General features: G+C 55.4%; 20 protein-coding genes and 1 pseudogene. 9 read left to right on the plus strand and 12 right to left on the minus strand.

What is annotated here, in order from left to right; genetic code table 11:
* The first annotated feature begins 41 nt into the window (after window positions 1-41).
* The gene (pheP, locus tag ELK40_RS06070; protein WP_115874408.1) at window positions 42-1430 is read left to right on the plus strand and encodes a phenylalanine transporter; all 1389 of its coding nucleotides are present in this window, start codon (window positions 42-44) and stop codon (window positions 1428-1430) included.
* 86 nt (window positions 1431-1516) lie between these two features.
* On the opposite strand, the gene ELK40_RS06075 is transcribed toward pheP, so the two are convergent.
* Together ELK40_RS06075 and ELK40_RS06080 are read right to left on the minus strand one after the other, a co-directional pair.
* Window positions 1517-2761, minus strand: a complete 1245-nt coding sequence (locus ELK40_RS06075) for a mechanosensitive ion channel family protein (protein ID WP_127729861.1) — start codon at window positions 2759-2761, stop codon at window positions 1517-1519.
* 65 nt (window positions 2762-2826) lie between these two features.
* Window positions 2827-4263: an MFS transporter gene (locus ELK40_RS06080; protein WP_127729864.1), complete on the minus strand. Its 1437-nt coding sequence runs from the start codon at window positions 4261-4263 to the stop codon at window positions 2827-2829.
* A gap of 107 nt (window positions 4264-4370) precedes the next feature.
* Between ELK40_RS06080 and ELK40_RS06085 the strand changes: the two genes are divergently transcribed.
* Window positions 4371-5240 (plus strand): helix-turn-helix transcriptional regulator, encoded by an 870-nt coding sequence (locus ELK40_RS06085; protein ID WP_127729867.1) that lies wholly within the window; start codon window positions 4371-4373, stop codon window positions 5238-5240.
* A gap of 30 nt (window positions 5241-5270) precedes the next feature.
* Here the strand turns inward: ELK40_RS06085 and ELK40_RS06090 are convergent, their stop codons facing one another.
* The 6 genes from ELK40_RS06090 to ELK40_RS06115 form a co-directional block, all read right to left on the minus strand.
* Window positions 5271-5879 (minus strand): helix-turn-helix domain-containing protein, encoded by a 609-nt coding sequence (locus tag ELK40_RS06090; RefSeq protein WP_115874412.1) that lies wholly within the window; start codon window positions 5877-5879, stop codon window positions 5271-5273.
* A 397-nt stretch (window positions 5880-6276) separates the two neighbouring features.
* The gene (locus ELK40_RS06095; RefSeq protein WP_244599410.1) at window positions 6277-7890 is read right to left on the minus strand and encodes a ShlB/FhaC/HecB family hemolysin secretion/activation protein; all 1614 of its coding nucleotides are present in this window, start codon (window positions 7888-7890) and stop codon (window positions 6277-6279) included.
* 146 nt (window positions 7891-8036) lie between these two features.
* Window positions 8037-10694, minus strand: a complete 2658-nt coding sequence (locus ELK40_RS06100) for a filamentous hemagglutinin N-terminal domain-containing protein (RefSeq protein ID WP_115874414.1) — start codon at window positions 10692-10694, stop codon at window positions 8037-8039.
* Between the two features lie 410 nt (window positions 10695-11104).
* Window positions 11105-11758 carry an oxygen-insensitive NAD(P)H nitroreductase gene (gene nfsB, locus ELK40_RS06105; protein WP_115874415.1) on the minus strand — a complete coding sequence of 218 codons (654 nt, stop codon included), beginning with the start codon at window positions 11756-11758 and terminating at the stop codon, window positions 11105-11107.
* Window positions 11759-11878: 120 nt separating this feature from the next.
* The gene (locus tag ELK40_RS06110; protein WP_115874416.1) at window positions 11879-12247 is read right to left on the minus strand and encodes an MmcQ/YjbR family DNA-binding protein; all 369 of its coding nucleotides are present in this window, start codon (window positions 12245-12247) and stop codon (window positions 11879-11881) included.
* Window positions 12237-12827: a TetR/AcrR family transcriptional regulator gene (locus tag ELK40_RS06115; protein WP_115874417.1), complete on the minus strand. Its 591-nt coding sequence runs from the start codon at window positions 12825-12827 to the stop codon at window positions 12237-12239. Before ELK40_RS06115 ends, ELK40_RS06110 begins: the two co-directional genes overlap by 11 nt.
* 190 nt (window positions 12828-13017) lie before the next feature.
* Here ELK40_RS06115 and ELK40_RS06120 point away from each other — a divergent pair, with 190 nt between their 5' ends.
* Together ELK40_RS06120 and ELK40_RS06125 are read left to right on the plus strand one after the other, a co-directional pair.
* Complete coding sequence (locus ELK40_RS06120) at window positions 13018-14121, plus strand: MBL fold metallo-hydrolase (protein WP_115874418.1); 1104 nt, start codon at window positions 13018-13020, stop codon at window positions 14119-14121.
* A gap of 32 nt (window positions 14122-14153) precedes the next feature.
* On the plus strand, window positions 14154-14495 hold the full coding sequence (locus ELK40_RS06125) for a RamA family antibiotic efflux transcriptional regulator (RefSeq protein WP_047650664.1): 342 nt from the start codon (window positions 14154-14156) through the stop codon (window positions 14493-14495).
* A 56-nt stretch (window positions 14496-14551) separates the two neighbouring features.
* Here the strand turns inward: ELK40_RS06125 and ELK40_RS06130 are convergent, their stop codons facing one another.
* Window positions 14552-14800, minus strand: a complete 249-nt coding sequence (locus tag ELK40_RS06130) for a DUF1158 domain-containing protein (RefSeq protein ID WP_013097677.1) — start codon at window positions 14798-14800, stop codon at window positions 14552-14554.
* 479 nt (window positions 14801-15279) lie between these two features.
* Between ELK40_RS06130 and ELK40_RS06135 the strand changes: the two genes are divergently transcribed.
* From ELK40_RS06135 to ELK40_RS06145, 3 genes are all read left to right on the plus strand, one after another.
* On the plus strand, window positions 15280-17988 hold the full coding sequence (locus tag ELK40_RS06135) for a cation-transporting P-type ATPase (RefSeq protein ID WP_127729870.1): 2709 nt from the start codon (window positions 15280-15282) through the stop codon (window positions 17986-17988).
* 77 nt (window positions 17989-18065) lie between these two features.
* Window positions 18066-19130 carry an efflux RND transporter periplasmic adaptor subunit gene (locus tag ELK40_RS06140; protein ID WP_127729873.1) on the plus strand — a complete coding sequence of 355 codons (1065 nt, stop codon included), beginning with the start codon at window positions 18066-18068 and terminating at the stop codon, window positions 19128-19130.
* 9 nt (window positions 19131-19139) lie between these two features.
* Window positions 19140-22295: an efflux RND transporter permease subunit gene (locus ELK40_RS06145; RefSeq protein ID WP_127729877.1), complete on the plus strand. Its 3156-nt coding sequence runs from the start codon at window positions 19140-19142 to the stop codon at window positions 22293-22295.
* On the opposite strand, the gene ELK40_RS06150 is transcribed toward ELK40_RS06145, so the two are convergent.
* Entirely contained in the window at window positions 22225-23346 is a 1122-nt protein-coding gene (locus ELK40_RS06150; protein ID WP_115874422.1) for a YbdK family carboxylate-amine ligase, read from the minus strand. The genes ELK40_RS06145 and ELK40_RS06150 overlap by 71 nt on opposite strands.
* Window positions 23347-23450: 104 nt before the next feature.
* Between ELK40_RS06150 and ELK40_RS06155 the strand changes: the two genes are divergently transcribed.
* On the plus strand, window positions 23451-24341 hold the full coding sequence (locus ELK40_RS06155) for an oxidoreductase (protein WP_127729880.1): 891 nt from the start codon (window positions 23451-23453) through the stop codon (window positions 24339-24341).
* Here the strand turns inward: ELK40_RS06155 and ELK40_RS22855 are convergent.
* Window positions 24338-24439: pseudogene (locus ELK40_RS22855) on the minus strand (AraC family transcriptional regulator); the annotation flags it as partial. The gene ELK40_RS06155 and the pseudogene ELK40_RS22855 overlap by 4 nt on opposite strands.
* 121 nt (window positions 24440-24560) lie before the next feature.
* Between ELK40_RS22855 and ELK40_RS06165 the strand changes: the two are divergent.
* Window positions 24561-24875 carry a DUF6678 family protein gene (locus ELK40_RS06165; protein ID WP_115874424.1) on the plus strand — a complete coding sequence of 105 codons (315 nt, stop codon included), beginning with the start codon at window positions 24561-24563 and terminating at the stop codon, window positions 24873-24875.
* 115 nt (window positions 24876-24990) lie between these two features.
* Here the strand turns inward: ELK40_RS06165 and ELK40_RS06170 are convergent, their stop codons facing one another.
* On the minus strand, window positions 24991-25290 hold the full coding sequence (locus tag ELK40_RS06170) for a hypothetical protein (protein WP_127729884.1): 300 nt from the start codon (window positions 25288-25290) through the stop codon (window positions 24991-24993).
* Between the last annotated feature and the right edge of the window lie 39 nt (window positions 25291-25329).

Raw genomic sequence — 25329 nt, forward strand, 5'->3', positions numbered from 1 at the left:
GTTAAAACGTGCCCCTTCTAAAAAAGAGACAGGGGTAGGACGTGAAAGACGCGTCATCCGCTTCAGGCCATGGTAGCGCCGAAGCCTCGTCGGATCAGAATCCGACGCTGCAACGTGGGTTGCAAAATCGACATATTCAGTTAATTGCCCTTGGCGGCGCAATCGGTACCGGGCTGTTTCTCGGCATCGGCCCCGCTATTCAGATGGCTGGCCCGGCGGTTCTGCTGGGTTATGGTATCGCCGGGATTATTGCCTTCCTGATCATGCGCCAGCTTGGCGAGATGGTCGTTGAAGAGCCGGTTTCAGGCTCCTTCGCGCACTTTGCTTATAAATACTGGGGCCCATTTGCCGGCTTCCTGTCCGGCTGGAACTACTGGGTAATGTTCGTGCTGGTGGGGATGGCGGAGTTAACCGCCGCAGGCATCTATATGCAGTACTGGCTGCCGGATGTCCCGACGTGGGTCTGGGCGGCGGCCTTCTTCATCATTATTAACGCCGTTAACCTCGTCAACGTCCGCCTGTATGGCGAAACCGAATTCTGGTTTGCGCTGATCAAGGTGCTGGCGATTATCGGCATGATCGGCTTTGGCCTGTGGCTGCTGTTCTCTGGCCACGGCGGCGAGCGCGCCACGATCGACAACCTGTGGCAGCACGGCGGCTTCCTCGCCACCGGCTGGAAAGGGCTGATTCTCTCCCTGGCGGTGATCATGTTCTCCTTCGGTGGGCTGGAGCTAATTGGCATTACCGCCGCCGAAGCGCGCGACCCGCATAAAAGCATTCCAAAAGCGGTTAACCAGGTGGTGTATCGGATCCTGCTGTTCTACATCGGCTCGCTGGTGGTCTTGCTGGCCCTCTATCCGTGGGTGGAAGTGAAGTCCGACAGCAGCCCGTTCGTGATGATTTTCCACGATCTGAACAGCAACGTGGTCGCCTCGGCGCTGAACTTCGTCATTCTGGTGGCGTCGCTGTCGGTCTATAACAGCGGCGTTTACTCAAACAGCCGTATGCTGTTTGGCCTCTCCGTACAGGGCAACGCACCGCGCTTTTTAACCCGCGTTAGCCGTCGCGGCGTGCCGGTGAACTCTTTGTTGCTGTCAGGGGCCATCACGTCGCTGGTGGTGCTGATCAACTACCTCCTGCCGAAAGAGGCCTTCGGCCTGCTGATGGCGCTGGTTGTCGCCACGCTGCTGCTGAACTGGATCATGATCTGCCTGGCGCACCTGCGCTTTCGCGCCGCGATGCGTCGCAAGGGACGCGAAACGCAGTTCAAAGCGCTGCTTTACCCGGCGGGGAACTACATCTGTATCGCTTTCCTGGGGCTGATTCTGGTGCTGATGTGCACCATGGATGAGATGCGCCTGTCCGCGATGCTGCTGCCGGTGTGGGTTATCTTCCTGTTTGTGGCGTTTAAGCTATCCCGAAAAAAGTGATCTGCTTTTCACCCTCTCCCCGTGGGAGAGGGCCGGGGTGAAGGCACCTGACCGCACCTGCCTTCACGCCCGGTGTCCGAAACTGATTATCTGACGATGACCCCCGACAGGGAGCGAATATCATTCCCCGTCGGCGACTGGTGAATACGCAGACCAAATTCATCCACCACCGCGAAAATATGGTCGAAGATGTCGGCCTGTATCTCCTCATATTCTGCCCAGACCACCGTATTGGTAAAGGCATATATTTCAATCGGCAAGCCATTCGCGTCAGGCGCCAACTGACGCACCATCAGCGTCATATCTTTGCGAATGCGAGGGTGGTTGCGAAGATATTCGTTCAGGTAGGCGCGGAAGGTGCCAATATTGGTCATCTTGCGAAGGTTTAATACCGATTCCCCTTCACCGTTCTTCTGATTCCACAGGTTTATTTCCTCATGTCGAGCGGCCAGATAGGGCTTAAGCAGTTTCGCCTGAATAAGTTTCTGCTGTTCTTGCTCGTCGAGAAAATGAATGCTGGTGGTATCAATGTTCAGGCTGCGCTTAATGCGTCGACCGCCGGAGGCCGACATGCCGCTCCAGTTGATAAAGGCGTCGGAGACCAGCGCCCACGTCGGAATGGTCGTAATCGTATTATCGAAATTTCGCACCTTAACGGTGGTCAGGCCGATGTCCGTCACCGTGCCGTTGGCACCGTATTTCGGCATCTCCAGCCAGTCACCGAGCTTGAGCATGTCGTTGGCGGAAAGCTGAATCCCCGCCACCAGTCCCAGTATCGGGTCTTTAAACACCAGCATCAGAACGGCGGCCATGGCGCCCAGACCGCTGATCAGAATCGCCGGGGACTGACCAATCAGCAGGGAGATAATCAGTATTCCCACCAGGATGGCGCTCACCAGCTTGATGCCCTGGAAAATCCCCTTCAGCGGCAGCTGTGATGCGGTGGCCATTTTCTGCGACAGATTGAAAATCACGTCCAGCAGCGAGAAGAAGGAGAGCAGGGCATACACCATCACCCACAGCTTCGCGCAGGTGGTGAGTATTTCCGCCGCTTCGCTGCCTTTTTGCAGCCACAGTACCGCCTGGACGTTGACGATTATCCCCTGCAGGGTAAAGGCCAGACGGTGAAATAATTTATTCTGGGTGATGATCTGCAGCCATAAATGGCTGCTGGCCTGCGCGCGTTTTTCGAATGCGCGAAGCACGCCTTTGTGCAGAATAAAATGAACGATGATGGCGGTAAGAAAAATAATACCAAAGATAATCACTAAAGAGGTGGTGTGATTAATTTCAATGCCTAACTCTTCAACCTGAGCAATCAATTCCTGCATAACGTCTCCTGTATTTTTGCAGCCCCATAATGGCGGCTGCGGATCTATTATGCAAATTCACAGGCTTATTTGGTGGCCTGGCAGATCTTCGCCACCGGCAGACACAGGCGATGGCGGATGCGCAGCGTCGCCAGGGCAAGCACCACCATCATCGCCGTTTCCACCATCAGGAAGACGTTAACTGCCTGGGTGTAATCCCCGTGATGGTTCTGCAGCGCGTGCAGCAAAATGGCGCCAAAAATGGCCGGGCCAAGCCCCAGCGCGGCCTGCTGCAGGGTACTGAGAATGGCACTCGCGGCCCCGGCGTCGTTAGGCTGAATATCGCGCATCCCGATGCGGTAGAAGCTGTTCACGATCAGCGCTTGCCCGTAGCCCACCAGTCCGGTGGCGGGTGCCAGCGTCAGGGTGGTGTTGTTCATGCCCCACAGCCGGAACGTCGCCATCAGCGCCAGCAGGCCAGTAATCTGGATTGCCAGACCCGTCAGCAGAATAGTGCTGGTGCTGTAGCGGGCAATCAGCCGCGGCGCGAACCAGGCCGAAACAAAGTAGGTCACGCCAAGGGCGATAAAACTGTTTCCGGACTGCCATGGGGCCATCCCCAGACCGGTTTGCATGGTGAGCGCCATACAGAACATAAAACCGGACCAGACGCTGAAAAAGAGCATCGCAATCAGAATGCCAAAGCGGACGCTGCGAAGCGAAAGCAGGCGCGGCGGGATCAGCGGGTGGGCATTCTCACGCTCCTTTTTGCGCGCATTCAGCGCCATCAGCCAGGCCAGCGGGACAAGGGCGAATAGCATCGCCTTCAACGGCCAGGACCAGTGCCACTGCGGGCCGAGCGCCATCGGGAACAGCAGGCAGCAAAGCATAATGGCCAGCAACACGGTACCCGGCCAGTCGATGCGTGACGGCGTCTCACGACGGGTTTCCGGTACGAAGCGACGGCTCAGCGCCAGCACCACCAGACAAATCGGCACGTTGATAAAGAAGGCGTTTCGCCAGCCCAGCCCGGCGATATCCGCCGATACCAGCCAGCCGCCGCCCATCTGCCCGACGATAAACGCAATCCCGCCGATGCCGCCGAACAGGCTGATGGCTTTTGCATGCGCCGTACCTTTCAGCGTCACGTGCAGCGTGGCAAGAATTTGCGGCATGATGAGTGCGGCACCCGCGCCCTGAACGATGCGCGCGGCCAGCAGCTGTTCAATGTTCCCCGCCATCCCGCACAGCAGCGAGGCCAGGCCAAAGCTCGCTACACCCCACATGAACAGACGCCGACGGCCAAAGTTATCCCCCAGCTTGCTGCCGAGCGCCAGGCAGACGGCGAAGGCCACGCCGTAAAGGGCCATAATCAGCTCCAGCTCGGTGGCGGTAGCGTGCAGCGAATGGGTGATGGCGTCCAGCGCCACGTTGGTGATTGAGGTATCAATCATCGGCAGCATCTGGCCGGTTAGCAGCAATATCAGGCCAGCGCGGCCCGGTGAAACAACTGACGTATTCATGGTAACTCCATTGCGTCATTCATCAGATGGTCGTAGCATCTACCATCAGATAAACGGGTACCAGTTCTTGCTTATACTGGTACTGGCACTACCATGCAGGGGGATTTATGGCGCTGATGTCTGAACCTGTCGTCTCACTTCAGGATGACACCCGAAAACAGCTCGGGGCATTTTTACGCACCCGGCGTGAAAGCCTCGATCCGCAGCGTCTCGGCCTGCCGCGCAGCGGCCGCCGCCGCACGCCGGGTCTTCGTCGGGAAGAGGTGGCGATGCTTGCGGACGTGGGCGTGACCTGGTACACCTGGCTTGAGCAGGGCAGGGACGTCAATCCGTCCAGCGCGGTGATGGCGGCCGTGGCAAAAGCGCTGCAATGTACCCCAACTGAAGCCCGGCACCTGTTTGTATTAGCCGGTTTACCGCCGGGTGAAGCGCCGCAGGCGGTCTGCTGCGAGGGCATCAGCGAAGGCACGCGCCGCCTGCTGGATACGCTGATGCCGAAACCCGCCAGCATTCAGAAACCGAACTTCGATATCGTGGCGTGGAACGACAGCTTCGGGCATCTGATGGGCGTCGATTTCAATGACATCCCTCCCGAAGATCGCAACTGTATTTATCTGTTCCTCACGCATCCGGCGTGGCGCGCGCGCCTCGGCAGACGCGACGACGTGCTACCCATCTTTGTCTCCTATTTCCGCGCGGCGATGGCCGAACACCGGGGCGATCCGCTGTGGGAGGCCAAACTGGCGCGCTTCTTCGCGGTCTCCGAAGAGTTCAAAACCCTGTGGCACCAGCGCAACGAAGTGCGCGGCGTGGAGAACCAGCTCAAGCTGTTTACCCATCCCGAGCTGGGGGATTTTACGCTGCAGCAGATGTACTGGTATTCCGCGCCGCGAAACGGCTCGCGGCTGCTGGTGTATCTGCCGGTGGATGAAGCAGGGGAGCGGGCGATGGCATGGCTGGAGAAAAAAAAGATTTAGCACCGCGAGTGGCTTCGCGCCAGGTGTTAACTAGTACTTTTCTGGCAGTTTATGCACTGCTATAAGTATGCCGCGTTTAATGTCTATATGACCATCGATGCGCAGATCGCTCAGAATTTTCATGACGCGGCTGCGCGAAAGACGTGTTTTTTCCTGGATATAATCACAGACATTAATTGTCAGACGTAAATCGTCTTTCTCATTTATTAATGCAATGATGTTTTCTCGTATTATCTCATAAGTTGACAGGCCTACAGAGACGTTATTGATTTCAATGAGTCGCTTGATTCCAAACATATAGAGTAGAGCAGCTTCTTTCCAGAGGCGTTCCCGGTCGATGATATTCAATACTTCATTTCGTGGAATGATTTCATATTTAACCTCACCGCAGGCTTTAAAACAAAGATTCGCATTCATGTCCATCAGGGCATTCATACCCACTAACATCGGGCCCTGAAAGTATTTCATGAGCAATTTTCCTCTGGTGCGATAGGCTGCCATCATCCCCTCATGGATAACCAGCGTCATCGGTTCGGGATATTTCTCCATAGTGATTATTTGCCGTGAAACTGCTTGTCGGACACGGTGTGGATTTGTAATTGCTGCAATTATTCTTTTTTCTTCATTTTCAGGTTTCATGATTTTGTATTATTCCTGGGAGTGCTTACATTTAATCAAAATAACTGAATGTGTAGAACACAAATTACATATTCCTGCGAGTTGCTAAGATCATTACTGATGAAAATAAACCGTCCTTAAAACGCTGAAGATAACAAAGGACAAAAACATAGAGAAGATAACGTGTCGGGATCGGCTATTAGCAAGTCAGAATTATGAGCGAAGTGATGTTTATATTTTGACTGTAAACAGTTTCCGCATAAGGTGTTGCGGTAATAGGTTAAGCTGCCAGTGGTGTTCAGATTATAGCAGAGGTGAACATCGCTGCGCAAACGAGTAGCCTGAAGAGGGTAAAAACACGTTTTAACCCTCTCAGGGAGTGACTGATCCTGATATGTCTCGAGCGGGCGGTCAGGCATCAGTATTGCCACTGGAGCGAAACACCCAGCGTGACGGGACTGGTATGCAGTTCATCCGGCTTTGAAAGCGGGGTACCGATGAAAAAGTCATAGCCAAATTGACCTTTGACGCCTCGAATGCCAGCCACTGTCCCGGCAAGGTGTGCGCCACTCCAGTAATCATTTTCAGAGCCGCTAACCTCACCGTAATCCACGCCAATATAGGGCTGCATCCCCCACTGTGGCAGGTTAAGATCAATGTCATTGCGTAGATACCAGCCCTTATCCGCATAGATCGACATTTCTCCATCAAAGCCTCGCACAGTCCAGCGGTTGCCAATAGTGAACTTATCCGGTTGGGTGAGCCGATCTGGTGACGTTTGCTGCATAAAATGCGGCTCGTAGCTAAAAGCATTTCCGGCCAGTTTGAAAGGGAATACCCCATCAACTTTAAGCGTAAGGATCCTTGCCTGTGGATCAGCGCTGCCCACCAGCTCTTCAGCATCAGGTTGTTCACCAAACCACGGAGCCGCATGCTGGTATCCGAAACTGGTCGTAAGTTGACCCGCTGAAAAATAGGCAATGTTATTCAGGCTTAACTGCCAGCTGCTGGTATCCCGATGCTGTACTTCCACTTCCACGTCATTAAGGTCATAGCGTGAGTCACGCTTGATCGTTTTAAAAGCCAGCGTGGTTTTCTGACTGGCGCTGCGGAAGATTACGCGGTTCAGGGCAGCCGTCATTAATTTTTCGTCGCTGCTGTACTGGTAGCGAAATTCACCGTTGCGGAGAGTTTGCGTGGAACGATAATGGCTGGCATAAAGGTCAAGCGACCAGTATCCCAATGGAACAGAATAAAAGGCCGAGCTGTTATCGTTGCGACGACCATCTTCATTTTTGAATCCGCCACCATAAGCAATGTAAAACATGTCATTTAATGAGGTTGCGTTATCAAGATAAAAAGCGAGCCCTCCCTGATAACGTCCGGTGTGTTTACTGCCTGAATCATCAAACCATGAGCCCAGGCGCCAGGATTTTGGCTGTTTGCGGGTCACCTCAATACGAGTATCCCCGGGACGATTGCCGGGAAGCAAACGTATACTTGCCTGAGTGCCGGGTATGCGCTGCACATTCTCTAAGCCTTGCTCTAGCCCGCGTAAATCGAGAAGATCGTTTTGGCCTTCCGGAATATTGTTCCATGCATGTAAAGGATGACCGTTTAACTCTTTTATGTCTATTTCGCTGATGCGACCAGGCAGAATTGTAAAATGTAAAATACCATTACGTAAATTCTGCTTGGGAACTAATATGCGAGTAGTAATAAATCCATGAGAAATGAGGCGATTCTGCATCGCAGTATGAAGGTTTTTAATGCCCCCGGAACCAACACACTGTTTCTCCGTCTGTTTTATGAGATCGCGAAAAGTCAGCCAATGTGGAAGCGACTCTGCGCCATCAATAACGACGTGCTGGATATCATAGCAAAAAGCTTCTTTGGTCAGAATCAATGTATCACTTGCGCGCGTTCCTTCTGCAGAAAGCAGCGACTTACTTTGAGGCGCCAGCTGGTCATGCCTGGCCTGATCCTGTTGCTGAGTGGTCGCAGACTCAGCCTTTACGTAACCGGCCGACATTACGAGGAGCGACGCTAAAAAGACAGCGAGGCGAGGGTAAGAGATAATCATGTTATTGGCTTCAGAGATTCTGAGGATGTTTAACCCTGGTTTAAAGAAATAAAAAGCCCCATAACCAAAAATGGGGCTTTGAGAGTCATGGATTATTACATAGCGGTGTTAATGCCATATCCGCCAGGGAAATAGACTATTTCAGTAATGGTTCTGCCGAAGTAGGTATCGCCAGGATAAAAGACCATGCCATTTTCCCAAACACCATTACCCTCGGGAGTGCCGTTTGGTTTAATTGAATTATAGCTGGTGCTATTATCCATATTATTTCCATTCCAGCTGTTATTGTCATTAATAAAGCCGGAGTTGTCGATGGAAGTATTGTTACTATCAGGGGTGATTACATTATTGTCCGGATTGTCAGTGCCAGTCTGATTAATTACTCCTGTGTTATTTACGAAACCAGTGGTTCGGACATACTTGCCAGTGATGATTCCACCCTTTTCGTTATTTATACCATTGTAAGTGTTTAACTGAACATCCTCGGCACTGGTTATGTTACCGCTATTCGTCAAAGTGTTGCTGGTGACATTGATACCATTTTCTGCCGACAGCGTTCCTCCGTTGATAAGGTTGATCCGTTCCATCTGAGCATTAAGTTTATTGCCAGCGCTGATAACACCTGTGTTATAGACTGAAGATGGATAGTAGCCGTAGCCGCCGGAAATGAACATGTTGATATCATTCGCAGAGCGGATTTCACCATCGTTTTGAAGGTTATTCATTAGGTTAAGTGTGGTGTCACCTCCTGCCTGGAGCTGGCTGCCCGCTTCTGTAGTCACAGCTGAGGCATTGATTGTAATGTTACGATCCGACTTAATGTCTCCGCTGCGCAGATTATTCAGATTATTAAGGTTTAAATTGATGTCGTTTTTACTTAAAATGGAACCACTGTTATTAAGATCGGACAGCTGAAGATCCATCTGATCGGCAGTCAATGTACCGCTATTTTCCAGTGCGCTGCTGTTCATCTGCATTGCAAGATGACCTTTTGCAGTAATATTACCGCTATTGGTCACTGGACCAGCGTAATTATTCCAGCCATTCGAACCAATGTTCAAAGCCAGGTCTTGGCCAGCAGCGATAGTCCCTGCATTCTGGAACGTACCGGTAACGGTCATATCAATATTACGACCTGCCTGAAGTGTGCTGTTGAGGTCAGAGTTATAGGCCCTTGCATACATGAAAATATCATTGTCAGCGGTGATGGCACCCGAGCTATTATCCAGTGCGCCATTTACGGAAAGTGAACCTTCACTATGGATAGTCCCATTATGGTTAGAAAGCAGATCGTCGCCACTCAACTGCAGTTGGCTGTCGTGACCAAAGGACTGAATAATGCCGTTATTGTTATTGAGTACATTGGCGCTGATCGTATTCCAGCCATTACCGGCTGAGATCAGCCCATTTTCGTTGTTTAGCGCGCGGGTAGTTACGTTCATTGACGCGTTACTGGCGAGCTGGCCAGATGTATTATCGATATTGGTGGTATCTAGGCTAAGAGCACCCTTCGCCACAATCTTGCCCTGAGTATTGTTTATGCCACGGGCGTCCGAATTACTATAGGCATAAGACGCGCGTTGAACCAACAGTTCGCCATTACTGAGTATTTCCCCCTGCGCATTATCCAGTGAATCAGCCATCACAAAGGTGCTGGCATTTCCCTGTACTGAGCCAGCTGTGTTGAGAGTAGTTTTACCCGCCAGGTTAACCATGTCCGCTTTGATAAGGCCATGGCTGTTATCAACCATTTCATCTGCTGTGATGGAGACCACGCCGTCGGAGGTAATTTGACCGTTACGGTTTACTACGCTGGTACCCTTGATCATTGCTGCGTTTCCAGCATTCACATGGCCGCCATTGTTTTCGACGTTACCATTAACGTCAATCGAAAGCGTGTCGTTTGCAGTAAGATCGGTATGGTCAAGACGAACGCCGACACCGGTATCCGTACCTTCCATAAAGATTTTATTGGCATACATTGAGCCCAGCGCAGATACATCTAGTGCTAATTCGGGAGCTTTGCTGTCATCATATCTTTTCTGAACACGACCCTTTTTATCAATATGGTTGTTACCCGTGATAATATTCAGCTCATTGGCCTGCAGCTTCGCGTTAACTTTGACTGACCGGGAGATAATATCTGTATATTGAACCGCGCGGGTATCCATACCTTTTCCGGTAATGTTAACCTCGCCTTTGCTAATATCCAGTCCTGTTACATTACCGTTTGCATCAAAATTGGCGGTACCGGTGGTTAAGGTCGCGTGATTCGTATTAATAAAACCACATCCATCACAGGTAATCCCGGATGGGTTAGCAATAATAACCTGAGCAGATTTTCCAGCGACTTCAATCATGCCATTTAACTGGCTTGGGTCGGAAGAGCGTACTTCATTTAGAATGACTTTTGCACTACCGCTTGCCATATTTGTATTGCCATCAATCATACCTGCTAGCTGAGTGTTAGACGCCGCGCCACTGTTATTAAGAATAACACCGTGAGTGTCAACGTTAAATTCAGAGTAGACGTTATGAGAGACGCCTTCTGCGCTGGCTTTATTAATATCAACAATCGTTGTACCGTTTGAATTAGTGTGGATACCGGGTTGTTCCGTATTTCCTGCAACAACGGCAGCGTGAACAGGCATGATCATGCCCAGAGCTAACATAGTAGCGAAACAGGTCGGCGCGAGTTTGGCGTGCAAAACCTGACGTGTGAGGTGGGTGCTTACTGCACATTTATTTTTCATATCTCTATCCTTGTATTCCTTGAAATAATAACGCCCATCGTGTGTTAAAATGGGTTTTAAATGGAATCATGCGAAATCAAAAATCCTTTAAAAGACTTGTAATTATTTATTTCAATATGTCTTTTTATTACGGTGTGCCTTTAGTGATAAAACTAAATTGATTTGTTTGAATTTTGCGCAATGGATTCGTGGTGTTTATGAAACTAAAGGAGAGTATTGATATGCATTAATAAAAAAAGGCTTACGGAAAGAATATAATATAAAAAATATATGATGGATTTTATGAATAAGTATTTCTATGCTGTTACAAATTGCTGGGGGTATTTGTGAACTTTATCGAAGGAAGAATCATAACCCAAAGAAAGCGTCACTGAAAACAGGCACGCCGGAACCCGACGTGCCAGAAGGGATCAGCACTCGGTCACAATCGTGCTCAGCGGCAGGCGAGATTTTGGCAGCGTGGCGTTGAAATCTTCCACGCTGTGATGCCCAACCGGCACCACCACCAGGCTGGTGAAGCCCTTCTCTTTCAGGCCAAACTCTTTGTCGAGGATCGCGGCGTCGAAACCTTCAATCGGTACTGCGTCCAGACCCATAGCGCCCACGCCCAGCAGGAAGTTGCCGACGTTCAGGTAAACCTGCTTCGCCATCCACTGGTCGTCATCTTTCAGATCCACGCGGTGCATGTCGGCGAAGTAGGTGCGGCCCTTATGGTTCGCGGCTTTAGCTTCCGGCGTGTTGAAACGGCCATCGGCCTCTTCCTGGTCGACAACGCGCTCCAGCCATGCATCGTCCATCGCGGTTTTCGCGCAGAACACCACCACGTGAGAGGCATCCAGCATTTTGCGTTCGTTGAACACATAGGTGCCCGCAGCGGATTTCGCCACGCGCGCTTTTCCTTCCTCGGTGCTGGCCACGATGAAGTGCCACGGCTGGGAGTTGGTGCTTGACGGGCTGTACTGCAGCAGGGTTTTGATTTTTTCCGCTTCTTCAGCGGTCAGTTTTTTGCTTGCGTCGAACGCCTTGGTGGAGTGGCGTTTCAGCGCAACAGAAATGATATCCATAACAACTCCTGATGATGAAATTCGCCCGCGTGCGGGCGCGAAAGGTGAGCAGATTACAGCGGGACGCGGAAAAAGATAAGGGCAATTCGAGCGCTTAATCTGTTCGTCTCAGACGAACAATCAGACCGGCCGGATCCACTTCTGGTCTTTTTTCGGCAGTTTATCCACCACCAGATGCCAGGAATCAATAATGAGATCGGTAACCAGTTCCGGCGTCACGTCTTCAGTGCCGTAAAGGGAAATCCAGTGCTTTTTGTTGAGGTGATAGCCCGGTTCAACGCCGCGATAAATTTGCTGATTTAACAGCGATTTTTCCGGGGCTGACTTCAGGCTGACGTGCGGGCGCCCGTGTGCGACGGCCACAATCATGAAAATTTTTCCACCCACTTTAAACACGTCAAACTCCGGCCCGAACGGCCAGCAGTGTTCGGTGAACGGCAACTCCAGCGCCACGCGTTTTGCGTGCTCCTGCAACGTTTTACTGTCCATCGCTCTCTTCCTGGGCAAGCCCGCGCCACATCACCTCAAAGCCGAGCGCTTTAAACTCAACGGCTCGGGACGGATCGCGGGTGGCAAATTCCATTGTGCTTTCGGCCAGCGATAAGAAAAGCGCATCGCCAAACATTTTAAACTCATCAGACATAAACACCTGACGCACCGAGCGGCGGCAGAGTTCATGCAGCTCCGGGAACATCTCTTTCACCGCCAGTTCCGTTTCGGCGCTCAGCTTTTCACTGACGCCAATCTGGCGGATCGCCGCATGCGCAACGGGGTTACGAATGCCCCAGTCCACATAGCTGTTCCAGATATTGCGGGTATGTTCTTTAGGCAGCGTGATGGTGCGATCGAGGTTCGCCAGCATGGTCTGGCAGAGATCCTGCTTCAGGTGCAGATAGAGGGCATTCAGCAGATCGTCTTTCGTAGCAAAGTAGCGGAACAGGGTGCCTTCGGCGACGCCCGCCTTACGGGCAATAAGCGCCGTTGAGGCGGCAATACCTGACTGTGCAAACGCCACCGTTGCGGCTTCCAGTAAGGCCTGTTTTTTATCTTCACTCTTCGGACGTGCCACTAAATTTTTCCTCCTGCCAATTATAAAAACCTTGATTGAAACACGTGCTTTGACACGCTGCAACGCGGAATGTCAAAGATCGAAAACGTCTTGACGACTTTATCATCATATCTATAATGAGTGCTTACTCACTCATAATCAAGTTTACCCTGCGCACGCTATCGGATGGGGCGCGTTTTCGGGTCAGGATATGAAAAAAACTCTCTTCATCTGCGTGGTGTTAATCATGATTATTGCTTCAGCCGCGAGTTTACCGTTTGTTCTGAATGCCGGATTCGGCCAGCCGCCGCAGGGTGAACGGCTTACTGAAGTGGAGGCCTCCCCACAGTATCGCGAGGGGAAATTCCACAATACGCTGCCGACGCCGGGTTATAACGGTGACAAAAATATGCTGGTCGCGATGTGGGAGTTTCTGACCAAAAAAACCGAAAACGCCCGCCCGGCCCAGCCGCTGCCGCTGGTGAAAACCGATCTTGCGAGCCTGCCGCTGGAGCAGGACACCCTGGTGTGGCTCGGTCACTCATCGTGGTATCTGCAGCTCGCGGGTAAACGCATCCTGATTGACCCGGTTCTTGGCAACTATGCCGCGCCGTTCTCGTTCCTCAATAAGGCCTTTGCCGGCGAGTATCCGTGGCGCGCTGAACGCATGCCGGAGATCGACCTGCTGATTATTTCGCACGATCACTACGATCATCTGGATTACGCCACCATCAGGGCGCTACTGCCGAAGGTAAAGCGCGTGGTGACGCCGCTGGGCGTGGGATCCCACCTGCGCTACTGGGGGATGAAGCCCGAGATTATTGACGAGCGCGACTGGAACCAGTCGGTACGCATCAGCGATGAATTGACGGTGCACGTTCTGCCAGCGCGTCACTTCTCCGGTCGCGGCATCAAACGCGATCGCACTTTGTGGGGCAGCTTCATGTTCGTCACGCCAGAGCAGAAGGTTTACTACAGCGGGGATTCCGGTTACGGCCCGCACTTCAAGGCCATCGGTGAACAGTTTGGCGAAGTGGACGTCGCCATCATGGAAAACGGCCAGTACGACCAGGACTGGAAGTACATCCACATGCTGCCGGAGGAAACGGCGCAGGCCTCGGCGGACCTGAACGCGAAAGCCGTGGTGCCGGGGCATAACGGACGCTTCGTGCTGGCGAAACACGCCTGGAACGATCCGCTGATCCAGCTGGCAAAAGCCAGCAAGGATAAAAATTATCGGTTGCTGACGCCGGAACTGGGCGAGCCCGTCCGGGTAAGCGACAGCGCACAAACCTTTCGTGCGTGGTGGGAATAATGTTTAAGCGAGAAGCAGAGGGGGACAGCAGTATGACCATTTCCGCTCAAGTCATAGACACTATCGTCGAATGGATCGACGACAATCTGCACCAGCCATTACGAATTGAAGAGATTGCCCGCCACGCGGGTTACTCGAAATGGCACCTGCAGCGGCTATTTATGCAGTACAAAGGGGAGAGTCTGGGGCGTTATATCCGTGAACGTAAGCTGCTGCTGGCGGCGCGCGATCTGCGTGAATCCGACGCCCGGGTGTATGACATCTGCCTGCGTTACGGGTTTGACTCGCAGCAGACGTTTACTCGTATCTTCACCCGTACGTTCAACCAGCCGCCTGGAGCGTACCGCAAGGAGAACCACAGCCGGACGCATTGAACGCAAACCAAAACAAGCCGGGCCAGGCGAAGCCGCCACCCGGCTTTTTTATTGGCTCAGGATGCCAGGGAAAACCACCGTCGCCAGACGAAACGCAGCACGAAGAATTCAATCGCCCCGAGCAGTAAAAACCACACGCAGAACAGAATGGTGTAAAGCTGATTAAGATCGACCATGTGAAAGGTCTGAACCAGCTTCTGCGCCAGCACCAGCCCAAGCGAAGGCGCCGGGAGCAGCAGGCACGAAAGCAGGGCCAGTAATAAAATGCCGCCTGCGGTGAGCAGCGATTCTAGCGGGTGTTTCATCGTAATGTTAATCGTCAGTTAAAAATGTCATTGTCCGGCATTCTGTAACGTAAAGCAATATCAGACCCGCTGACCTTTTTGAATAAAACAAAGACATTATTACTGCGCACAAATAACAACATACGACCCGGCGTTTATATTAATATCGCGTTATGTAAATAAACGTCCGCATCAGGAAAATAATTTTACAAATGTATAGGTGCTATAACCAATTAACGTGGCAATAACAATGGCCGCGATAACGTATAACACCAGTCTGCGCCCGCGATAAATACCCCACATGGTTCCCCCTCGTTTAGTTTTGGTTTAGAAACATTTTGTAAAAATCAGATCATCGAAATAGTTTTAATCAGTTTTGAATAACCGAGAAGTCATTATATTGCGGTGGATCAATTTTACCCGCAAGACTTTAAAATGAATTTATTTAAGCCCGAAAGGAATTCAGGCTTCTGTTCACCGGAAATTGAAGGAAAAATACGATGACTGAAAAAAAATTGACTCCTAACGTGCCGCCTTCCGGCGGGCTGGCATACCAGCAGACCGTAGAGCAGGCGCTTGCACATGCGCAGAGCCAGGCAAGCGGTCTGGACCGTGCAGAGGCGCAGGCGCGTCTGCAAAAAACAGGGCCGAACGCGCTGCCGGAGAAAAAAGGCAAACCCGCCTGGCTGCGTTTCTTAGCCCATTTTAATGATGTGCTGATTTATGTCCTGCTGGCCGCCGCCGTATTAACGGCAGTAATGGGCCACTGGGTTGATACGCTGGTTATTTTGGGCGTCGCGGTAATCAATGCCCTAATTGGTCATATTCAGGAAAGCAACGCGGAAAAATCCCTGAAGAGTATTCGTAATATGCTCGCCAGCGAAGCTCGCGTTATTCGTAACGGCAACCACGAAACAATCCCCACAACTGAAATAGTCCCGGGCGATATTATTGTATTACGCGCGGGGGATCGTATTCCGGCGGATATGCGTTTAATCGAAGCGCATAATTTACGCGTGGAAGAGGCGATTCTGACCGGTGAATCGACCGTGGTGGATAAACACGTTAATCCACTGAGCGGGGAATTACCGCTAGGCGATCGCACCAACATGGTCTTCTCCGGGACGACCGTCAGCGCGGGCGGCGGTATCGGTGTGGTCACCTCGACCGGTAAGGATACGGAACTCGGCCACATCAACCAGATGATGGCGGGTATCGAAAAGCACCGTACGCCGCTGCTGTTGCAGATGGACAAGCTGGGTAAAGCGATCTTCGTGATTATTCTGGCGATGATGGCCGCGCTGTTTGTCTTCAGCCTGGCATTCCGCGAGATCCCGATGGGCGAGCTCCTGCTCTCTCTGATTAGCCTGGCGGTTGCCTCCGTACCGGAAGGTTTGCCGGCAATCATCTCCATCATCCTTTCGCTGGGCGTGCAGGCGATGGCGCGTAAACGGGCGATTATCCGCAAGCTGCCGACGGTTGAAACGCTCGGCGCGATGACCGTGGTCTGCTCGGATAAAACCGGCACCCTGACCATGAACGAGATGACGGTTAAAGCGATCATCACCGCCGACGCCTGCTACCGCGTGGACGGCAACAGCTACGAGCCGGTAGGCAACATCTATCTGGAAGGTAGCGACGAGCCGGTCCACATCCAGCCGGGCACCGTGCTGGAGCAGTACCTGCGTACCATCGACCTGTGTAACGACAGCCAGCTGATTCAGGACGAGCGCGGCCTGTGGGGCATCACCGGTGGGCCGACCGAGGGCGCGCTGAAGGTGCTGGCGGCGAAGGCCAGCCTTGAGCCGGTAATGACCACGCTGGTTAACAAGATCCCGTTCGACTCGCAGTACAAGTACATGAGCACCCACTACCAGATTGGCGGTGAGGAGCAGATCCTGATCACTGGCGCTCCGGACGTCATTTTCGCCCTCTGCGTGCAGCAGCAGACCCGTTACGGTGCAGAAGCCTTCAACCGCACGTACTGGGAAAGTGAGATGGAGCGCTATGCGCGTCAGGGGCTGCGCATGGTTGCCGCGGCGTTCAAGCCGGCGAACGGCGAGCAGGAACTGACGCACGATGACCTGAGCCACGGCCTGATCTTCCTCGGCATCGCCGGGATGATGGATCCACCGCGCCCGGAAGCGATTGATGCGATTAACGCCTGCCAGCAGGCGGGGATCCGCGTGAAGATGATCACCGGGGATCACCCGCAGACGGCGATGAGCATCGGCCAGATGCTGGGGATCGCCAACAGCGAGCAGGCGGTCACCGGCTACGAGCTGGAGAAGATGGACGACGCCGCGCTGGCGGAAGCTGCGGTGAAGTATGACATCTTCGCCCGCACCAGCCCGGAGCATAAGCTGCGCCTGGTGAAAGCGCTGCAGGACAAAGGCGAAATCGTTGGCATGACCGGCGACGGCGTAAACGACGCCCCGGCGCTGCGTCAGGCGGACGTGGGCATCGCGATGGGCATCAAGGGCACGGAAGTGACCAAAGAGGCGGCGGATATGGTCCTGACGGACGATAACTTCGCCACCATCGCCAGCGCGGTGAAAGAGGGGCGTCGCGTTTACGACAACCTGAAGAAGACCATCCTGTTCATCATGCCGACCAACCTGGCGCAGGGGCTGCTGATTGTGATTGCGCTGCTGGCGGGGAACATTATTCCGCTGACGCCGGTGCTGATTCTGTGGATGAACATGGCCACCTCAGCCACGCTCTCCTTCGGCCTGGCCTTTGAGGCCGCCGAGCGCAACATCATGCGCCGTCCGCCGCGTCAGACCGGGCAGCATGTGATGGACGCCTACGCCGTCTGGCGCGTGGCCTTCGTCGGTACCATGATTGCCATCGCCGCCTTTGCGCTGGAAGCCTGGCTGGCTCCGCGCGGCCACAGCGCGGAGTTCATCCGCACCGTGCTGCTGCAGATGCTGGTCTGCGCCCAGTGGGTATACATGATTAACTGCCGCAACACCGAAGGGTTCTCCCTCAACCGCGGCCTGCTGGCGAACAAAGGGATCTGGCTGGTGACGGGCGTACTGTTCCTGCTCCAGGCGGCGATTATCTACCTGCCGTTTATGCAGATGCTGTTCGGCACCGAAGCGCTGCCGCTGCGCTACTGGTTCGTGACTCTGGCGGTGGCGGGCGTGATGTTCTTCGTCGTCGAAATCGAGAAGCGACTGACCCGCAGGTTCCGTAAGGCTGCATAACAAAGAACCCCCTCACTCTGCCCTCTCCCCAAAGGGGAGATGGTTAGGGTGAGGGGAGACAACGCTGAGGTACTCCCATGAAACTTCCACTCCTGTTCGCACTTCTTGTCAGTACCCTGCAACCCGTCTTCGCCGCCGCGATCCCCGTTCGCGTTGCCACCGTGGAGCAAACCGCCCACGCCGCCGAGCGCCAGATCCCGGGCCGCATCGAAGCTATCCACACCGTAGAGCTGCGCGCCCGCACGGAAGGCGTGATCACCAAAATTCACTTCCGCGACGGGCAGTACGTGAAAAAAGGCGACGTGCTGTTCGAGCTGGACGACGCCGAGCCGCGCGCTGCCCTGCGCCTGGCGCAGGCCGAAGTGAAAAGCGCCGAAGCCACGCTGCGCCAGGCGCAGCAGCAGCTTTCCCGCTTTGAAAGCCTGGGCAGCAGCAACGCTATCAGCCGCCACGACGTGGACAACGCCCGCATGCAGCGCGACGTCGCCAGTGCCGCTCTCGAGCAGGCGAAAGCCCGGCTCGAAGCCCGCAACGTCACCCTGAGCTACACCCGAATCACCTCGCCAATTGACGGCCGCGTGGGCCACAGCAGCTTCCACGTGGGTAGCCTGGTCAACCCGGCGAGCGGCGTTTTGGTGGAGGTGGTGCAGCTTGACCCGATCCGTATCGCCTTTGCGCTGGAAGAGGGGGCATTTTCCACCAAAGCCGGACAGCATGCGGATATCAACGCTATGAAGCGTGCCTGGCAGGCGCTGATCGACAGCAACGGACAGCGCGTCAGCGGCGAGCTGACGTCAGTGGATAACCGCATTGACCCGCGTACCGCCAGCGTGATGCTGCGCGCCGAGTTTGCCAACCCGCGCCATCAGCTGCTGCCCGGCGGCAATGTGAACGTGTTTTTGCGTCCGGCAAGCGAGCAGCCGGTGCTGACCCTGCCTGCCGCAGCGGTGCAGCAGAACGGCGACGGGTTCTTTGCCTGGGTGGTTAATGCCGACGGAAAAGCCGAAATGCGCCCGCTGAAGGTCGCCGGACAGATCGGCCAGCAGTTCCGGATTTTATCCGGCGTGAAGTCCGGTGAGCGAGCGATTACTGACGGTGCGCAGCGCGTGCAGCCCGGCGCTGCCGTCCAGATATTGAATTAAGGAGCCATCATGCTGACGTTTTTCATCAAACGCCCGCGCTTCGCGATGGTGATTGCGCTGGTCATCACCCTGCTGGGGGCCATTGCGCTGAGGATTATTCCGGTGGAGCAGTACCCGCAGATCGCGCCGCCGGTGGTGAACGTCTCTGCCAGCTGGCCGGGCGCCAGCTCGGCTGACGTGGCGGAGGCCATCGCCACGCCGCTGGAGACGCAGCTGAACGGCGTGGACCATATGCTCTACATGGAGTCCACCAGTTCGGACGAAGGCACTTACAGCCTGAACATTACCTTTGCGGCGGGCACGGATCCGGATCTCGCGGCCATCGACGTGCAAAACCGCGTGGCGCAGGCCGTGGCGCAGCTGCCGACCGAGGCGCAGCAAAATGGCGTGCAGGTGCGCAAGCGTGCCACCAACCTGATGATGGGGGTAAGTCTTTACTCACCGAACAACACCCACACGCCGCTGTTCGTCAGCAACTACGCCAGCACCCAGGTGCGCGAGGCGCTGTCGCGTCTGCCCGGCGTGGGGCAGGTGCAGATGTTCGGCGCGCGCGACTACAGCATGCGCATCTGGCTGCGCCCGGACCGCATGAACGCCCTGAACGTCACCACCGACGACGTGGCGCAGGCGCTGCGCGAGCAGAACGTGCAGGGGGCGGCGGGCCAGGTGGGCACGCCGCCGGTATTCAACGGCCAGCAGCAGACCCTGACCATCAACGGGCTGGGGCGCTTAAGCCAGGCCGACGACTTTGCCGACATCATCATCCGCGCGGGGGATATGGGCCAGCTGGTGCGCCTGAAGGACGTCGCCACCATCGAGCTCGGCTCGCGCAGCTACAGCTCCGGCGCGCAGCTGAACGGGCACGACTCCGCTTATCTCGGCATCTACCCTACGCCGTCCGCCAACGCCCTGCGCGTGGCCGACGCGGTGCGCGCGGAGCTGGAGCGCCTCTCGACGCGCTTCCCGGACGACCTGGTCTACGAGGTGAAGTTCGACACCACCTCCTTTGTTGCCGCGACCATTAAAGAGATCGGCGTCTCGCTGGCGCTGACGATGCTGGCGGTGGTGGTGGTCGTTTCCCTGTTCCTGCAGAGCTGGCGCGCGACGCTGATTGTCGCGCTCGCCATTCCGGTGTCGCTGGTGGGCACCTTTGCGGTGCTCTACACGCTTGGCTACTCCGCCAACACGCTCAGCCTGTTTGCCATTATTCTGGCGCTGACCATGGTGGTAGATGACGCCATCGTGGTGGTGGAGAGCGTCGAAACGCTGATGGCGGAAGGGCAGAGCCGCACGGCGGCGACCGCGCTGGCGCTGCGCCAGATTGCCGGGCCGGTCATCGCGACGACGCTGGTGCTGCTGGCGGTATTTGTGCCGGTGGCGCTGCTGCCGGGCATTGTCGGCGAGCTGTACCGCCAGTTCGCGGTTACGCTTTCCGCCGCCGTGACGCTCTCAAGCCTGGTAGCGCTGACCCTGACGCCCGCCCTGTGCGCGATGCTGCTGCGTCCGCGCCCGGAGAAACCTGCGGCCGTTTATCGCGCCTTCAACCGCGGGCTGGACGCTACGCGCGGTTTCTACACCCGCCTCGTGCATGTCTTAAACCTGCGTCCGTGGCTGGCGCTGCTGGCCACCGCAGGCGCGGCGGCAGTCGTGCTGTTCAGCTTTACGTCGATGCCAAAAGGCTTCCTGCCGCAGGAGGACCAGGGCTACTTCTTCGCCAGCGTTCAGCTGCCGGAAGCGGCCTCGCTGGAGCGCACCGAAGCGGTGATGACCACCGCGCGGGAGCTGATCGCCAAACATCCGGCGGTGGAGGACGTGATTCAGGTCTCCGGGTTTAACATCCTCAACGGCACCAGCGCCTCCAACGGCGGGTTTATCTCCATCATGCTGAAGGACTGGAGCGAGCGTCCGCCGCTGGAGGAGGTGATGGGCACCCTGCAGCGCCAGCTGCTGGCCCTGCCGGAAGCCACCATCATGACCTTCGCGCCGCCGACGCTGCCGGGGCTGGGCAACGCCTCCGGCTTTGACCTGCGCATCCAGGCTCAGGCGGGGCAGAGCCCGGCGGAGCTGGAGCGCGTGACGCGAGAGGTGCTGGTGAAAGCCAACCAGCACCCGCAGTTGACCCGCGTGTTCACCACCTGGAGCAGCAACGTGCCGCAGCTGACGCTGACCGTTGACCGCGAGCGCGCCGCCCGCCTCGACGTGCCGGTATCGCGCATCTTCAGCAGCCTGCAGACCGCCTTTGGCGGCACGCGCGCCGGGGATTTCAGCATCAACAACCGCGTCTACCACGTGGTGATGCAGAACGAGATGCAGTGGCGCGAGCGCGCCGAACAAATCAGCGAGCTGTTCGTGCGCAGCAACAGCGGCGAGCGGGTACGCCTGAGCAACCTCGTCACCATCACGCCGACCGTCGGCGCGCCGTTCCTCCAGCAGTACAACCAGTTCCCGTCCGTGTCGGTGAGCGGCTCGGCAGCAACTGGGGTGAGCAGCAGCACCGCGATGGCGGTGATGGGCGAGATCCTGGCGGCAAGCTTGCCTGCGGGGTACGACTACGCCTGGAGCGGCATGTCTTATCAGGAGCAGCAGACCGGCAATCAGGCAATATGGATCGTGCTGGCGGCGGTGGTGATGGCGTGGCTGTTCCTCGTCGCCCAGTACGAGAGCTGGACGCTCCCGGCGAGCGTGATGCTCTCGGTGCTGTTCGCCCTCGGCGGGGCGCTGGTCTGGCTATGGATGGCGGGCTACGCCAACGACGTGTACGTGCAGATTGGTCTGGTATTGCTGATAGCATTAGCGGCTAAAAACGCGATTCTTATCGTGGAGTTCGCCCGTGCGCGGCGGATGGACGGAATGGCGATTGTCGATGCCGCGCGGGAAGGGGCCTCGCGCCGCTTCCGTGCGGTGATGATGACCGCCGTGTCGTTCATCATCGGCGTTCTGCCCATGATGCTGGCGACCGGCGCAGGCGCCCAGAGCCGCCGCATCATCGGCACCACGGTCTTCAGCGGCATGCTGGTGGCGACCGTGGTGGGGATCCTGTTCATCCCGGCCCTGTTCGTGCTGTTCCAGCGCCTGCGCGAGTGGGGCCACGGCCTTACGGACTCGTCGCCCACAGCTCGCAGTGCTTCTGCACCAGAGAAATTAGTGAGCCGCCGTCGGCAATAAAGTCCCGCATGCGCTGCGCCTCGCTCTTGCCCTGCTTTAACAGCAGGGCAATTTCATTGATTGCGCTCGTCGCGCCGAGCTTATCGGCAGACGGCGCCACCTGCTCCAGCAGCCAGGCGATGTCTTCCGCCACGGTTTTTTGCTCACCGGTATGCACGTCCGTCAGGATCCCCTCCAGCCCGTAGCGACACGCCTGAAAACGGTTAAAACGGTACAGCAGAAAATCCCGTTCCTGATGCTTATACGGCCGCGAGGTCAGCAGCCAGTGGGACGTGGCCTGAATCAACCCGGCGATGTTAATCGCGTGGCCGAGCGTCAGCGGCGTATCCATCACCCGCACCTCCACGGTGCCAAAATGCGGGCTGGGGCGAATATCCCAGTGCAGATCTTTGATGCTGTCGATCATGCTGGTGGAGCTCAGGCGGCGGAACAGCCCCTCGAACTCCTGCCAGCTGTTGACCCACGGCATCTGTCCGTTATCCGGGAACCCGGAGAAGATATTGAGCCGCGACGAGGAGAACTTCGTGTCGGTGCCTTGCATGTACGGCGAGGCGGCCGCCAGGGCAATAAAGTGCGGCACAAAGCGCGACAGGCCGTGCAGGAGGTAAATGGCGTCATCCCCGGTCCGGCAGCCGACGTGAACGTGCTGACCGAATACCGTCGCCTGCAAAATCAGATAGCCAAAGCGCTCCAGCGTGACGTTATAACGCTCGTCGTCGCACACCTCCTGGCGCTGCCATTTCTGGAACGGGTGCGTCCCGCCGCCGCAGATCTGGATATGCTGCTCCGCCGCCGCGCGCAGGATGCTCTGCTGCATCACCGAGAACTGCGCCGCTGCCTGGTCGATGGTCTGACACACGCCGGTGGCGATTTCGAGCATGCTTTCGGTGATATCGTGTTTGACTTCACCGCCTTTGATGTCGTCTTTGACGGCGGCGATGAGCGCGGAGGAGTCCTGGCTGAGATCGTAGCCCGGCGGGTTAACCACCTGCAGTTCGAGCTCGATGCCAAGGGTGAACGGTTCAGAGGATTTGAAATCGGGTAAAGGCATGGCGCACTCCGTTGTCTGTGAATGTTGAGTATAGACAACGGGTGTGGCGCGCTCGTCTCAGGGTGGTATAACTGATAGCAGGCTTAGCAAAAGGGGAGTGACTCATGTCTGACTATCCAACCATTGCGCTGATAGGACCCGGTGCGATTGGCACCACCGTTGCCGCGGTACTGCATGACGCTGGCCGCACGCCATTGCTCTGCGGACGGACCGCGCATCCGGAATTACGCCTGCGCCATGACGAAGGTGAAACGGTGGTGCCCGGTCCGGTACTAACCGACCCGACGGCCATCACGCGCCCCGTCGATCTTGTTTTTGTGGCGGTGAAAACGACGCAAAACGCCGACAGCGCCGGATGGCTGCGCGCGCTGTGCGATGAAAATACGGTGGTCTGCGCCCTGCAAAACGGCGTAGAGCAGAAGGCTCAGCTTGAGCCTTTGGTCAGTGGCGCGACTGTGCTGCCGTCGGTGGTCTGGTTCCCGGCGCAACGCGAGCCGGATGCCTCCGTCTGGCTGCGCGCCAAACCGCGCCTGACGCTGCCGGACGTGCCTCAGGCGCAGCGGGTGGTGCAGGCGCTTCACGGTACGCGCTGTGAAGTTGAGCTCTCGGCAGATTTCCCTACCGTCGCCTGGCGCAAGCTGCTGCAAAATGCGGTCGCCGGGCTGATGGTGCTCGCCAACCGCCGCGCCGGGATGTTCAGGCGCGAGGATATCAGCGAACTTTCGCTGGCCTACCTGCGCGAGGGGCTGGCCGTCGCCCGCGCCGAAGGGGCGAAGCTGAACGATGACGTAGCGCAGGAGATCCTGGCGAACTTCCAGCGCGCGCCTGAGGACCTCGGCACGTCGATTCTCGCTGACCGTCAGGCGGATCGTCCGATGGAGTGGGATATCCGCAACGGCGTCATCCAGCGCTACGGCCTCAAACACGGCATTGCGGTGCCCATCAGCGACGTGGTGGTACCGCTGCTGGCGGCGGGGAGCGAGGGGCCGGGTTAACGGTTATTGTTTTTCCGTTCGGCAAAGCAATGGGCGGGCGTGCTGCCCATCGCTTTTCTGAACATGGTGATAAACGCGATCACGGATTCGTACCTGAGAGTGGGGGGCGATAGAGAGGCGGGAAGATAAGTGAATATGAATTTCAGCTTTGTGCCATAATTTTACGTGGTTATCCTGGTAGCGTGTTAATCTGTCGGGAGCAGAACCCGGGAGGTTCAAATGCTTTATAGCTGCATGAATAATACAAAATGGAATGAGATCCGCATGGCAATGGTTAGCATGGAATCTCCCCCCTTATGGAAAATCACTTTTCTCAATGGCTATGAATCTGCAGTTGATGGCGAGTGGTTTTACCATTTCTGTGAAGGTGGCTATTTGGATATCAAGTATCTTGATATTATGACACACTCAGTAGAACAACATACCATGGTAGGTACTATTCTTCGCGCTATTCATCTCCCTGGAATCGAGGTATCAACCGGTTATAGAATTTGGGGACACGCAGATTCGGTCAGCTATGTAGATTATCTTTAACCAGATAAAATCGTTTAATGGCTAACAGGAATAAGTTAGTTTTTGCGTAGAATTGGCCTCTACTCCTCACTGTCTAAGCGTTACACTGAAAGTTATTAATTCAAAGTCAATACAATCAGACATCTTCCCATAGCGGCATCAATTCTTCAGGTAATTGTTCCTTATCAAACCCCTCAAACCAATACACAGAGCCTTGCTGTCCAATAATCGGCACTTCTCCCCACCCCGGATAAAACAATGCGCGACTCCAGTCAGGCTTGAGACGACCACGCCGTTTAAGGCGCTGACCATTACACGCAGTTGCTCGTATTGAAGGAAAATTAATAAAGAAACTTAACGGCATTTTCTCTTTGCGCGCACGTTGTAATTGCCTTGATATCCAGTCCTGGTTACGTCTGCGAAGTTTTTGTTTCATTGGCTACTGTTCTGATTCTACTCACTTATCAATCAATGC

The organism is Enterobacter sp. N18-03635 (genome assembly GCF_004006055.1).
In the GTDB taxonomy this organism is placed as follows: domain Bacteria; phylum Pseudomonadota; class Gammaproteobacteria; order Enterobacterales; family Enterobacteriaceae; genus Enterobacter; species Enterobacter vonholyi.